The sequence below is a fragment of the Actinoplanes sp. NPDC051411 genome, assembly GCF_040682075.1.
Lineage (GTDB): Bacteria > Actinomycetota > Actinomycetes > Mycobacteriales > Micromonosporaceae > Actinoplanes.
Window position 1 is genome coordinate 17,197 of the sequence record NZ_JBFBAD010000012.1, and the last position, 13,050, is coordinate 30,246.

A 13,050-nucleotide genomic window follows, 5' to 3' on the forward strand; every position below is an offset into this window, starting at 1 on the left:
AATCTCACGATGTATGAGCGAGTCGGGCTGGGCAAGCAGTTCAACCTCGCTGACGGCCATGCACATCAAATGCAGGATCCGGTGCAGCGCGAGATCATCAGAGGGCTGCCGACCGTCTTCGCCGACGGCGAGCGGACGCCGCAGGCCGACCTCGAGGCCTCCTTCCAGGAGACCTTCTACCGGTTGGCGCACCAGCACCGGGCGATCCGGCATCCTCGCACGCTGTTGTGCCCGTCGGCATCCCAGTCCATCGACCTCGTCGCCGCTTTCCTCGGCGCCCGGAGGATGTCCGTGGGCCTGCTGCAGCCCTGCTTCGACAACCTGGCGGCGATGCTCACGCGCCGCGGCGTGAAACTGACGGCGGTGAGCGAGGCGAGCCTACGTGGTGAACGGCTGGCCCAGACCATCGCCGCGACTGCCGTCGACGCGCTCTTCCTTGTTCTGCCGAACAATCCGACCGGATTCACTTTGGACCCGGCCGGATTACAGAACCTTGCCGAGCGGTGCGCGGCGGCCGGCAAGATGCTCATCGTGGACTGGACCTTCCGCTTCTTCGACGGTCAGCCGGCGTGGGACCAGTACGAGATGCTCGACCGGTCCGGCGTCAGCTATGTCTGCATCGAGGACACCGGCAAGACATGGCCGACTCTGGAACTCAAGTGCAGCATTCTGGCGTCGAGCGCCGACGTGTACGGCGGGCTGACGGCGCCCCACAGCGATCTACTCCTGAATGTGAGCCCGTTCGTACTACGACTGCTCGTCGAGTACCTCGCGGACACCGAGAGGCGGGGATTCGAGCGTTCGGTGTACCACCACATTCGAAGTAACCGCGAGTTGCTGGACGATGCGCTGCGGGGATCGGTGCTTTTACCCAGGAGGCAGGGCCGGCTGCTGAGCGTCGAATGGGTGTACGTCGATTCCGAGCATCTCAGCGGCCTCGACGTGGTACGCGCGTTCGGCGCCGACGGCATCGGGATTCTGCCTGGTGAGCATTTCTTCTGGGGTGAGCCCCGGCTTGGCGCGGCGTATGTCCGCGTTGCTCTCGCACGCGACTCGGTCATGTTCGACAGCGCCTGCCGGCGGATGCACGACGTCATCACCCGCGTTCCGGGCCTGCTCGGAGCCGGACAACCGCTGTCGGACGCCCGATGAGGATCATCTATCTGGACACGCCGACCTACCTGCCGGGTTCGTGGCATTGCCGTATCGCGGCTCTTGGGGAATTCGAGGTGTTTCCGGATCGTCCCGATCCCGAGACGGCCATCCACCGGCTGTCGGCGTGCGACATCGCGATCGTCGAATGGACCGCATTGACGCGCGAGATACTCAGTGAGGTGCGGCGCGTGCGCCATCTGAGCCTGGTGACCACGAGTTTCGACTTCGTCGACCTGGACGCGGCGCGAGAGGCCGATATTTCGGTCAGTTACTGCCCGACCTATTCTCAGACGGCGGTGGCGGAACATGTATTCGGCCTGCTGCTCGCGGTCACCCGTCGGCTGCCGGCGGCCGACGAGGCGGTCCGACGAGGAGAAAGCCACGTCTACGGACCCTTCCTCAGCATGGGATTGGCCGGCCGTACGTTGGGGCTGATAGGCACCGGACGAACAGCCCGGGCGACCGCCCGCATCGCCGGCGGATTCGGGATGCGGGTCATTGCCGCGAGCCGCAACGGCGCGCCGGTTCCCGGGCTGACAGTGGTGCCGTTGGACGATCTGTTACGGCGAAGTGATGTCGTATCACTGCATGTGCCGTTGAACGACAGCACCCGCGGCCTGCTCGGCGCCGATCGGCTCGCCTTACTGAAGCCCTCGGCGGTGCTGATCAACACGTGCCGCGGCAAACTGGTCGAACAGGCGGCCCTGGTGCGGATGCTGGCCGCCCGGCGGCTCGCCGGCGCCGGTCTGGACGATCTGGACGACACGGCGGACGGTGACATACGCAGTCTGGACAATGTGGTGCTGAGCCCCGGCACGGCCTGGTATACCGCCGACGCTCGAGCTACGAACCTCGTCGAGTTGTACGCCAATCTGAGTGGCTATCTGGCCGGCCGTCCACAGAACCTTCTGACTTGATCCTGCCGTCCGGCGGTCGGCCGGTGCGCCGCGCGGCGATCTTTCGCAATTCGCGATCGGGCCTTCTGGCCTTGCGAAAGGCGGGATGTTGACCGGCGTTCCGGGCCGGCGGGAGGCTGAACGCGCCTGTCGGAAAGGGGCCGGCGGCAGGACGGGAGGGAGCGATGAACCGCCGGGACATGCTGAAGATCGCCGGCCTCGGCGCGGCCGGTGCCCTCCTGCCGGCGTGCGGCGCGACGCTGCCCGAGCCGGACGTGAGCGTCGCCGGGTTCGGCGAGGGCGCGAGCGGCACCGTGCGGCTCTGGTGCCGGTCCGCCACCCGCACCGGCGTCGAGGTCGTCGTGCAGCGCTTCAACCAGGCCCACGACCGGCTGCGGGTGGAGCTCACCCCGGTGCTCGACAGCCAGTACGTCACGAAGCTGGCGACCGCGATCCGCGGCCGGCGGGTGCCCGACGTCGTGGACATCGACGACATCAACTCGATGCTGTTCCTCTACCGGGACGCACTCACCGACATCACTCCGGTCGTCGACGCGCTGCCGTACCGCTCCAAGCTCAGCCCCGGTCACCTGCGCCTGGCGACGCGCGACGGGCGGCTGTACGCGGTGCCGTTCCTGGCCGACAACTCGGCGCTCTTCTACAACCGTGAGCTGCTGGACCGGGCCGGCGTGGATCCCGAGCGGTCGTTGTCGAGCTTCGACGGCTATCTGGACGCGGCCCGGCGGGTGCGCGCGCTGGGGCCGGAGATCTACGGCTGGTCGATCGCCGGCAACTCGCCGGGCGTTCTCGGCTTCGTCGTGCAGCCGCACATCTGGGCCGCCGACGCCCGTACGATCGCCGGCGACGTCGGCGCTCAGACCGGCGATGTCGCCGGCAATGCCGTGGTCCGCCGCACGCTCGAGCTCTATCGGACGATGTGGCAGGAGGGGTTGCTGCCGAAGCCCAACTTCGCCGACGCCGCCACCGCCTGGGGCAGCGACTTCCGCGCCGGAACGGTCGGGCTGTTCCCGGCCAACTACGCGGTCGCGGTGCTGTCCGCGGACGACAAGATGCGCGCCCGTACGGGCGTGGTCCTGATGGCCGGCCCCGACGGCGGGCAGGCGTTCTTCGACGGCGGTGACAACTTCGCTATTCCGCGGGGCGCGCAGAACCCGTCCGGCGCGTGGGAGTTCATCCGGTTCGCGCTCGATCCGGCGCAGCAGGCCGTGCTGCCCACCGGCGGGTACACGCCGGTTCGGTCCGACGTCGCGACCGCGGACTTCCGCCGGAAGTTCCCTCAGGCCGTGGCCCCGCTCGACCGGCTCGGCCGCGGGTACGCTCCGCCGACGCTGGCCTACAACCTCCTCTACAACCAGCCGGACAGCCCGTTCATCGCCATGTTCCGGCGAGCCGTGTTCGACGGTGACGTCGACGGTGCGCTGAAGGCCGGGCAGGTCAGCTTCGACCGCATCCTGAAACTGGCGCAGCTGTGAGGTGAGCAGAGCATGGCGGTGTCCGAGGCCCCGGCCCGTACCCGTGCGGCGGCGAAGGCCGCCCACCGCGCCCGGCGACGGCGGGGTTCGCTGACCCATCCCACCCGGACCGCGTGGGCGATGGTGACCCCGGCGCTGTTGTTCGTGGCCGCCTTCGTGCTGGTGCCCCTGGTCTTCGCGATCTACATCTCGATGACGAACTGGCCGCTGATCGGCTCCTACCGGTTCATCGGTCTCGGCAACTACCGGGCGATGTTCACCGACACCGCGTTCGGGCAGTCGGTGCTCTACACGCTGCTCTACACCGCGATCGTGACGGTGCCGATCCTGCTGATCGGCTATGCGATGGCCGTCGTGGTGCGGGCCCGGCGCCGGGGTTCCACCCTGCTGCGGACCATCTTCTTCCTTCCGTACGTCATCGGCCTGAGCACGCTGAGCTTCATCACCGTGCTGGAGGCGCAGCCGGACAGCGGCGCTGTCAACGTCGTGCTCAAGGCGCTGGGCATCACCGACGGCAGCACCGCCTGGCTGGTCGACGCGCCGCTGGCCACCGGGCTGGTCAGCGTGCTGGTCGTGTGGGGCGTCTCCGGCCTGACGATGGTGCTGCTGCTCTCCGGAATGCAGGCGATCCCGCGCGAGACCTACGAGTCGGCCGAGACCGACGGCGCCGGGTGGTGGCAGCGCGAGTGGCACATCACGATCCCGATGATGCGGCGCACGATCGCGATGAGCCTGATCCTGTCGGTGATCGGGTCGTTCCTGGCCTTCACCCAGTTCTTCATCCTCACCCAGGGCGGCCCGGGCCGGCAGACCACGCCGGTCGTGATGTACATCTACCAGCGCGCGTTCGTGCAGCTTCAGGTGGGCGCGGCGACCGCGCTGTCGATCGCGCTGGTGATCGTCGTCGGCCTGATCAGCGCGGCCCAGTTCTGGCTGTTGCGCGAGAGGGACTGAGCGACCATGACCGAGCGTTCCCGCACCGAGCAGAACACCAAGATCTTCCTGTACGTGGTGGCGGCCGTGCTGTCGCTGGTCGTGTTCGTGACACCGCTCGCCTGGGCGCTGCTTCGTTCGCTGCAGTCGAACGCGGTCATCACAGCGGCGCCCGACCGGTCGACGTTCTTCGACCTGACCGTCGGCAACTTCCGGCATATCTCGGCCGTCGGCAACATTCCCCGGGCAACCCTCAACAGCCTCATCGTCTCGGCCGGGACCGCCGCGCTGACCGCCCTGCTGGCCACCGCGGCCGGGTACGGCTTCGGCCGGTTCCGCTTCCGGGGTTCCGGTGTCGCGTTCGGGCTCATCCTGGTCACCCTGATGATCCCGTTCCAGGCGATCCTGACGCCGCTGTTCCTTGAGTTGAACGCCATGCGCCTGACCGACAACCTGCTCGGGCTGGTGCTCTTCTACACCACGGTCAATCTGCCGTTCGGCGTGTTCGTCATGCGGACCGCGTTCGCCTCGGTTCCGAACGAGCTGGAGGACGCGGCCAACGTCGACGGCGCCGGGCCGGTGCGGACGCTGACCCGGGTGCTGCGTCCGCTCGTGCTGCCGGGCATGGCGACCACCGCGCTGTACGCGTTCCTCGCCTCCTGGACCGAGTTCCTGGGGGCGCTGACGTTCCTGACCAAACAGGAGCTGTACACCCTGCCGGTGGCGCTGCTCAACCTCCAGCAGGGCGCGTACGGGTCGATCGACTACGGCCTGCTGGCGGCCGGCGCGGTGATCGCCATGGTGCCGTGCGTGGTGCTGTTCGTCGCGCTGCAGCGCTACTACGTCGCGGGGTTGTCGGCCGGGGCGGTCAAGGGCTGACCGGCGGGGTCAGCTGGCGAGCCCCAGGTCGCCGGCCACCCAGCCGTTCCGGCGGCCCAGCCGGCGCGCGGTCGCCACCAGTGCACCGACGTGCGGTGGCGCTTCGCGCGCCCGCCACAGCAGCGACCACGGATATCGCGGCGTGGGCTGCACCAGCGGCCGCCATCGCACCTCGGCCACCGGGTCGGACGGAGCGGGGCCGAACGGAGCCGGGCCGAACGGAGCCGGGCCGCCGGGAACGGGGACGGCTGGAACCGGGACCGCCGACTCCGGCACCACCATCGCGCAACCGCCCCGCGCGACCACGTCGGCGCCCGCCCGCAGGCCGTGCACGCTGCCGCGGAACCGGCTCGGGAAGAAGCCCGAGGAGCGGCACAGCTCGGTCAGGAACCGGGCGCACTCAGGGGCCTGCGCCTCGTCGGGCAGCAGGAGCCGCTCGCCGGCCAGCAGCGGCACCGGCACCGCCGCCAGCCGGGCCAGCCGGTGGCCGCCGGTCACCAGCACCCCCAGCGGATCGAGCCGGAACAGCTCGGTGGCGATCTCGGGCGGCACCGCCGAGGCGCGCCCGACGCCGACGTCGAGGCGCCCGTCGGCGAGGCCCCGGCACTGCTCCGGCACGCCGGCGTGCACCAGGTGCACCTCGACCTCGGGGTGCTGACCCAGCAGCTCGTGCAGGACCGGGCGTACGGCCTCGTAGCCCTCGTCGAGCACGCCGATCCGCAGCACCGGTCCCCCGCTGCCGGCGCCCTGCGCGACCACCGCCGCGCGTTCGACGTGGGCCAGGATCTGCCGGGCCTCGGCGAGGAACCGGGCGCCGGCCTCGGTCAGCTCGAGGTGCCGGGTGTTGCCGGCGACCAGGACGACGCCCAGCGCCCGTTCGAGGCGCCGAACCTGCTGGCTCAGCGCCGATTGCACGATGTGCTCGCGGGCGGCGGCGCGGCCGAAGTGCAGTTCCTCCGACAGGGTGACGAAGTAGCGAAGCTGGCGCAGCTCCATGCGGGAACCCCCCGGTCGGCGGTGTCAGGCACGCAGCGGAAGCCATATCCGCATGGCGCCCGCCTCGCGATTGCCCCAGGCGTGGTACGGCACGGCGACGAGGCGTACCGGTCGCTCCTCCGATTCCGGGTGACCGGACCGATAGGGCGCACCGCCCACGGTTGCGGGAACCCGGACCGTGGCGTCGAACTCCAGAGTGTCCAGTCCGCCGCGACGGCCCGGAGCCGGCCGCAGGTCGGCGGCCACCGCGATGTCCGCCAGGTCGGCGTCCGGCTGGTCCACCTGTTCCAGGCAGTAGACGACCGGTCCTCGGGCCAGGGCCACGGTGCCGCGGACCGCGTCGATGCGCGGATGCGGCCACAGCACCCGGGGCGGCAGGTCGATGTCGAGGGTCACCATGTCGCCGAGCCGCCAGGTCCGGGTCAGTACGGCATACCCGCGCCGGTCCGGAACCGCGGGCCGGGTGGCGCCCGCGACTCTCAGGGTGGCGCCGTCCGCCCAGGCCGGGATCCGCAGCGCCAGCGACCACGGCGACTCGTCGGTGCCGGTGATCCGGATGGTCGTCCGGCCACTCGCCGGGTAATCGGTGTCGACGGCGAAGGCGACCCGCCGGCCGTCGGCCAGGTGCGTGTCGACCGTGCCGGCGGCGTAGTGGTGCAACTGGACGCCGCCGGCGTCGCGCGTGACGAGGTACGCCTGCATCGACGCCAGCAACCGCAGCAGGTTGGGCGGGCAGCAGGCACACTCGTACCAGTCCGGGCGCGCCGGGCCGGGGCCGCGCCGCTGCAGCGGGTTGACGTAGCAGAAGTGCCGGCCGTCGTCCGCGGTGGAGGCCGCGACGACGTTGTAGAGCGCCCGTTCCATGTCGTCGGCGTACCGCGCCTCGCCGGTGGCCAGCAGCAGCCGCCAGGTCAGCATGACGCTCGCGATGCCGGCGCAGGTCTCGGCGTACGCCCGGTCGGGCGGCAGCTCGTACGGCTCGCCGAACGCCTCGTCCAGGTGCCGCGAGCCCTGCCCGCCGGTGACGTACGTCTTCGTGGCCAGCGTGGCGTCCCACTGCGCCACCACGGCGTCCAGGAGCGAGGTGTCGCCGGTCTCGGCGTACGCGTCGACCATGCCGGTGGCCAGGTAGAGCGCCCGCACCGCGTGCCCGACCATCGCGCGGTGTTCCCGCACCGGCCGGTCGTCCTGGTAGTACGCGGAGCCGAACCGGCCGGATCCGAGCAGTCCCCGCCCGCGCCGGTCGAGGAACAGCGTGGCCAGTTCCAGATACCGCTGTTCGCCGGTGGTGCGGTACAGCTCGACCAGTGCGGTCTCCACCTCCGGATGTCCGGGCAGACCCTCCCGCCGCCCCGGCCCGAAGAGGTCCACGGCCCGGTCGGCGAAGCGGCATGCCACCTCCAGCAGGCCGTCCGCGCCGGTGGCCCGGACGTCGGCGATCGCCGCCTGGGTGAGGTGGCCGAGGCAGTACAGTTCGTGCCCGGACCGCAGGTCGGTCCAGCGGCGGCCCGGCTCCCCGAGCTGGAACGCGGTGTCGAGGTAGCCGTCGTCGTCCTGGGCCGCCCGCAGCAGGTCGGTCGTCGTGCGCAGCGCCCGCTGAAGTTCCGGCGCGGGTTCGCGGCCCTGCTCCCAGGCGACGCCCTCCAGCCACTTGTAGACATCGGAGTCGGCGAACACCATGTTGCGGTGCCGCGCCGTCGTGTCGCCGGCCGCGACGGCGCGCAGGTTGGCGAGGTTTCCCGCCTCCTCCAGCTGCCGGGTCACGTGCGGCAGGGTGGCGGTACGGTTGCGCCGCTGCCGGTCGCCCCAGAACCCGCCTCGCAGCACGACCTCGTCCAGGCCGAGCGGAAGCAGCACCGACGTGCCGGTACGCGCCGGGGCCACCGGGCCGAGCCGGGTCGTCGGCGGTGCCGTCACGCCGCACCTCCGCGCAGCCGGAGCATGCTCCAGGACAGCGGCGGCAACACGACCGTGGCCCGCCGGTCGGCCACCTTGACGTCGTCGCGGCGGCGCGGCGTGACCCGGTCCGGCTGCGCGGCGGTGTTCACCGCGTCCGGGTCGTCGTCGAACACCGCGACGTGCTCCCCGGTGGCGAGCGCCGGAAGCGCGCGCAGGTCGAGGTCGACGACCATCTCCTGGTGCTGGTCGCGGTTGACGGCGAACAGGGTGACCGCGGACGGGTCCGCACCGGCGACCGCGACGGCGTCCAGCACGGGCACCTCACCGTGCGCGGCCGTCTCGTACACCGGCGAATCGACCTGGGTGCGCAGCACCGAACCGCGGCCGTGCCGGGACGTCAACGCGAACGGGTGGAAGCTCGCCTGCCGCCACGCCGGTCCGCCCGGCTCGGTGCGAATCGGCGCGATCACGTTGACCAGCTGGGCCAGGCAGCCGATCTTCACCCGGTCGGCGTGCCGCAGCAGCGAGATCAGCAGGTCGCCGACGACCACGGCGTCGGTCACCGAGTACGTGTCCTCGATCAGCCGCGGCGCCTCGTCCCAGTCGAGGTTCTCCTCGCCGGCGAACCTCGACTGGTACCAGACGTTCCACTCGTCGACCGCCAGGTTGATCCGCTTGCGATGGCGCCCGACGGCCCGGACGTGGTCGCAGGTGGCCACCACCGCCTCGATGAACCGGTCCAGATCGACGGCGCTGGCCAGGAAGCTGCCGCGGTCGCCCGCGCGCTCCTCGTAGTAGCTGTGCAGGGAGACGTAGTCGACCAGGTCGTACGTCTCGGCCAGCACGGTCGCCTCCCAGCTGCCGAACGTCGGCATCCGGGCATGCGAGCTGCCGCAGGCCGACAGCTCGATCGCCGGATCCACCCGGCGCATCGCCTTGGCGGTCTCGGCGGCCAGGCGCCCGTATTCGTACGCGGTCTTGTGCCCGATCTGCCAGGGCCCGTCCATCTCGTTGCCCAGGCACCAGAGCTTGACACCGTACGGGTCGGCGGAGCCGTTGGCCCGGCGCAGGTCGGAGAGGTAGGTGCCGGACGGATGGTTGCAGTACTCCACGAGGTGGCGCGCCGCGTCGACGCCCCGGGTGCCGAGGTTCACCGCCATCATCGGCACGCTGCCGACGCTCGCGGCCCAGCCGATGAACTCGTCGACGCCGACCTGGTTGGTCTCGATCGAGCGCCAGGCCAGGTCGAGCCGGCGGGGACGCTCGGCGCGCGGTCCGATCCCGTCCTCCCACGTGTATCCGGACACGAAGTTCCCGCCCGGGTAGCGCAGCAGCGGCACGCCCAGTTCGCGGACGAGAGCGCTGACGTCCCGGCGGAAGCCGCGCTCGTCCGCTTGCGGGTGCCCCGGCTCGTAGATTCCGGTGTAGACGCACCGGCCCATGTGTTCCACGAACGATCCGTAGAGCCGGGGGTCCACCTCGGACAGCGCAAGCGCCGGGTCGATGGTGAGCGAAGCGTGGTTCACGGAGTCACCCCTTGAGACCGGTGCCGGCGATGCCCTCGACGATGCGGCGCTGGAAGAACAGGAAGAGCAGGACGAGCGGGAGGGCGCCGAGGATGGCCGAGGCCATGGTGTCGGCGTACCGGATGCCGTAGCTGCCCTGGACCGTGGCCAGGCCGACCGGGATGGTCATCAGCCGCGGGTTGGACAGCACGAGCAGCGGCCAGAGCAGGTTGTTCCACGACCACACGAAGGTGAAGATCGCCACCGCGGAGACGACCGGGCGGCTCAACGGCATGACGATCCGCCAGTACGTGCGCAGATAGCCGGCGCCGTCCACCCGCGCCGCCTCGTCCAGGTCGTGCGGCAGCCCGTCGAAGAACTGCTTGAAGATGAACACCGCGATGGCGGTGGGGATCTGCGGCAGGATCACCGCCCAGTAGGTGTTGAGCAGGTGCAGCGCGCCGAACTCCTTGAACTGCGGGACCATCAGCACCTGCTGCGGGATCATGATGCCGATCAGCACGAACCAGAACATCAGGTAGCGGTGGCGGAACCGCATCCGGGACAACGCGAACGCGGCCAGGCTGGCGGTCAGCACCGTGCCGGCGGCGGTCAGCGCCGAGGTGATGAAGCTGGCGGCGTACCAGTTCCAGATGTCGCCGTTGCCGAGCAGCGTGCGGAACGACGCGAACGTCGGGTTGTGGATGATCCACGTGGTGGCGGTGGTCTCGGCGTTGGGCTTGAGCGCGGTGTCGACCGCCCACGCGATCGGCACGAGCCAGATCAGCGCGAACGCGACGAGCACCCCGGCACAGGTGCGGTTGAACAGCTTCACCCGGCGGTCGACGCTCGCCTGGGTCACTTCGGGCCGGGCGGCGGCCGGCCGGGTGCCGGCGGCGGTGGTCATGATCAGACTCCCTGCTGTTCCTGGCGGCGGGTGAGGAAGAGCCAGACGGCGGAGACGGCCAGCACGACGACGAAGAAGAGTGTCGAGGCGGCCGCGGCGTATCCGGTCCGGAAGTCGGTGAACCCGATGTCGTAGATGTATTCGAGCACCGAGCGGGTGGCGTAGTTCGGCCCGCCGCTGGTCATGATGTACATCTGGTCGAAGACCTTCAGCGAGGCGATCACCTGCAGCACGACCACGAGCGTCGTGGTGCGGCTGAGCATCGGGATCGTGATGCGGGTGACCTGGTTCCACGGGCTCGCGCCGTCCATCGACGACGCCTCGTACAGATCCCGGGGGATCTCCTGGAGCCCCGCCAGGTAGAGCACGAAGTTGAAGCCGAGCGTCCACCACACGGTCGTGATGGCCAGCGACCACATCGCCAGCTTCGGGTCACCCAGCCAGTTCGGCTCCGGCAGACCGAGCCCGGTGACGACCTTGGTGAGCAGTCCGAGCGCCGGCGTGTAGAGCCAGATCCAGATCAGCGCCACGACGGCCGACGGCAGGATGTACGGCAGGAAGAACGCCAGCCGGAAGAACGCGCGTCCGCGGCGTACCCGGTCGGCCAGCAGCGCGAACAGGAACGCGAGCACGACCAGCGGCGGCGTGGTGAGGATGGTGAACCAGACCGTGTGCCACATCGATGACCAGAAGTCGGCGCTGCGCAGCGCCTCGGCGTAGTTGCCGAAGCCGGCGAAGTCGCCCAGCCCCGATTTGACGAGGCTGGTGTCGAAGAAGCTCATCACCACCATGTAGAGCGCCGGTCCGATGATGAAGGCGAGGTACAGCACGAGGAACGGGGCGAGGAAGAGCATCGCCGGGCCGGCATGGCCGCTTTCCTCCCGGCCGCCCCGGGGTGCGGCGACGTCGGCGGGTACGCGGCTGGCGACCTCGGGGCCTGCGGTGGTGGTCACGGGGGGACCTCCCGGGTTCAGATGGGCGACGCGGCGCCGGCCAGCGCCTGGATCTTGGTGCGCATCTGCGCGATGGCGGCCTCCGGCGACAGCTGTCCGGCCTCGACGGCGCCGACGGAGGAGCTCATGAGGATCTCGAAGTCGGACCCGGAACCCGAGTACCAGCCGGCCGGGTCGTACACCGCGGCGTTGGCCGCCGCCGCGTAGTTCGACTGCGGCGTGAGCTTGTGGTACTCGGCGCTCCGCGCGGTCGGCTGCCACGCCGGGACGTGGCCGCCCTGCGCCCAGGTCATGCTCTGGTCCAGCAGCGACCGGACGAAGTCCAGCGACCGGTCGACCTTGGCCTGGTCGGCGTCCGGCCACTTGGGCAGCACGAGGGTGTGTGAATCGGCCTGCACCATGTAGGTGCCGCCGAAGACGTTGGGCACCAGCGTCATGCTGAACGGCATCTTGGCGGTCTGGAAGGTCGTGATCTCCCACTCGCCGTTGAGGTGGAAGCCGGCCGCACCGCTCGCGAACAGCGCGATGGCGCCCTGATAGTCGATGCTGCCGGGCATGACCTTGCGCTCGACCGTCAGGGTGCGCAGGTAGTTCAGCACCTGCATGGCCTTGGCGTCGTCGAGCACCACCTTCGTGCCGTCGTTGGCCAGCACCTGGCCGCCCAGCTGCGAATACAGCGTCTGGAACACCCGCCACGGGCTCGCGGCGTCGCTGTTGATGCCGTGCGTGGCCCCGTACTGGCCGGTGACCTTCTGCACCTTGGTGAGGGCGTCCAGGAACCCCTGCGGGCCGGCGATCGGCTTGAGGTTGCCGCTCGCGTCGAGCAGACCGGCCTGCTCACAGATCTTGGTGTTGTAGAACAGCACCAGCGGGTGGGTGTCCAGCGGGATCGCGTACGCCTTGCCGTCGACCAGGCCGGCCTGCCACGCGCGCCGGTTGAACTGGTCCGGCGTCATCCCGTGCCGGGCCAGGTCCTCGGGGCGCAGCTCCTGCAGGAGCCCCGCCTGCACCAGGGTCTTCATCCGGGTCAGGTGGGACACGGCGACGTCCGGCGGCTTCTGGCCGACCGTCGCCAGCGACAGCTTGGTGTAGTACGGGTTGCCCCAGGCCAGCGTGACGGCCTGCAGCGGCGTACGCGGGTGACTCGAGCGGTAGCCGTCCTCCATCTGCTGCATCCGGACGCCGTCGCCGCCCCCGAAGAGGTTCCAGTAGTCGACGGTGCCGGGGTTGACGGCGGTGTCGGCGAGGCCCGCCACCACGGGCGAGGAGCAGCCGGCGAGCGCGGCGACGCCCAGGCCGGCGGCGCCCCGGAGAAGAGAACGGCGGCTTACGGGTACGTCCATGATGACCGTCCGCCTTGGGTAGCGCCCACGCTCACCCCCCAAGTGAACGTGAACATCCGAATGTGTTACGGGCCGACTACCCATCGGTTGA

The 13,050-nt window shown here is 70.2% G+C and carries 11 protein-coding genes; 5 read left to right on the forward strand and 6 right to left on the reverse strand.

The window, feature by feature from the left end; all coding sequences use genetic code 11:
- Positions 1-9: 9 nt before the first annotated feature.
- The 5 genes from AB0M88_RS09205 to AB0M88_RS09225 all read left to right on the forward strand — a co-directional run bounded on the left by AB0M88_RS09205 (position 10) and on the right by AB0M88_RS09225 (position 5,356).
- Positions 10-1,152, forward strand: a complete 1,143-nt coding sequence (locus AB0M88_RS09205; RefSeq protein WP_364097838.1) for an aminotransferase class I/II-fold pyridoxal phosphate-dependent enzyme — start codon at positions 10-12, stop codon at positions 1,150-1,152.
- Entirely contained in the window at positions 1,149-2,072 is a 924-nt protein-coding gene (locus AB0M88_RS09210; protein ID WP_364097841.1) for an NAD(P)-dependent oxidoreductase, read from the forward strand. Before AB0M88_RS09205 ends, AB0M88_RS09210 begins: the two co-directional genes overlap by 4 nt.
- A gap of 164 nt (positions 2,073-2,236) precedes the next feature.
- A complete protein-coding gene (locus AB0M88_RS09215) occupies positions 2,237-3,544 on the forward strand; it encodes a sugar ABC transporter substrate-binding protein (RefSeq protein ID WP_364097844.1) in 1,308 nt (435 codons plus the stop codon).
- Between the two features lie 12 nt (positions 3,545-3,556).
- Positions 3,557-4,498 (forward strand): sugar ABC transporter permease, encoded by a 942-nt coding sequence (locus tag AB0M88_RS09220; RefSeq protein ID WP_364097846.1) that lies wholly within the window; start codon positions 3,557-3,559, stop codon positions 4,496-4,498.
- A gap of 6 nt (positions 4,499-4,504) precedes the next feature.
- Positions 4,505-5,356, forward strand: coding sequence for a carbohydrate ABC transporter permease (locus AB0M88_RS09225; protein ID WP_364097849.1), 852 nt, complete (start codon positions 4,505-4,507; stop codon positions 5,354-5,356).
- A gap of 9 nt (positions 5,357-5,365) precedes the next feature.
- Here AB0M88_RS09225 and AB0M88_RS09230 read toward each other — a convergent pair whose 3' ends face one another.
- From AB0M88_RS09230 to AB0M88_RS09255, 6 genes are read right to left on the reverse strand one after another with little or no spacing between them, the layout of a single operon-like run.
- On the reverse strand, positions 5,366-6,352 hold the full coding sequence (locus AB0M88_RS09230) for a LysR substrate-binding domain-containing protein (RefSeq protein WP_364097852.1): 987 nt from the start codon (positions 6,350-6,352) through the stop codon (positions 5,366-5,368).
- Between the two features lie 24 nt (positions 6,353-6,376).
- Entirely contained in the window at positions 6,377-8,269 is a 1,893-nt protein-coding gene (locus AB0M88_RS09235; protein ID WP_364097855.1) for a beta-L-arabinofuranosidase domain-containing protein, read from the reverse strand.
- Positions 8,266-9,777 carry an alpha-N-arabinofuranosidase gene (locus tag AB0M88_RS09240; protein WP_364097858.1) on the reverse strand — a complete coding sequence of 504 codons (1,512 nt, stop codon included), beginning with the start codon at positions 9,775-9,777 and terminating at the stop codon, positions 8,266-8,268. Before AB0M88_RS09240 ends, AB0M88_RS09235 begins: the two co-directional genes overlap by 4 nt.
- A 4-nt stretch (positions 9,778-9,781) precedes the next feature.
- Positions 9,782-10,663 (reverse strand): carbohydrate ABC transporter permease, encoded by an 882-nt coding sequence (locus AB0M88_RS09245; RefSeq protein ID WP_364097861.1) that lies wholly within the window; start codon positions 10,661-10,663, stop codon positions 9,782-9,784.
- 2 nt (positions 10,664-10,665) lie between these two features.
- On the reverse strand, positions 10,666-11,616 hold the full coding sequence (locus AB0M88_RS09250; protein WP_364097864.1) for a sugar ABC transporter permease: 951 nt from the start codon (positions 11,614-11,616) through the stop codon (positions 10,666-10,668).
- A gap of 17 nt (positions 11,617-11,633) precedes the next feature.
- Positions 11,634-12,959 (reverse strand): extracellular solute-binding protein, encoded by a 1,326-nt coding sequence (locus AB0M88_RS09255; protein ID WP_364097866.1) that lies wholly within the window; start codon positions 12,957-12,959, stop codon positions 11,634-11,636.
- Positions 12,960-13,050: the final 91 nt, after the last annotated feature.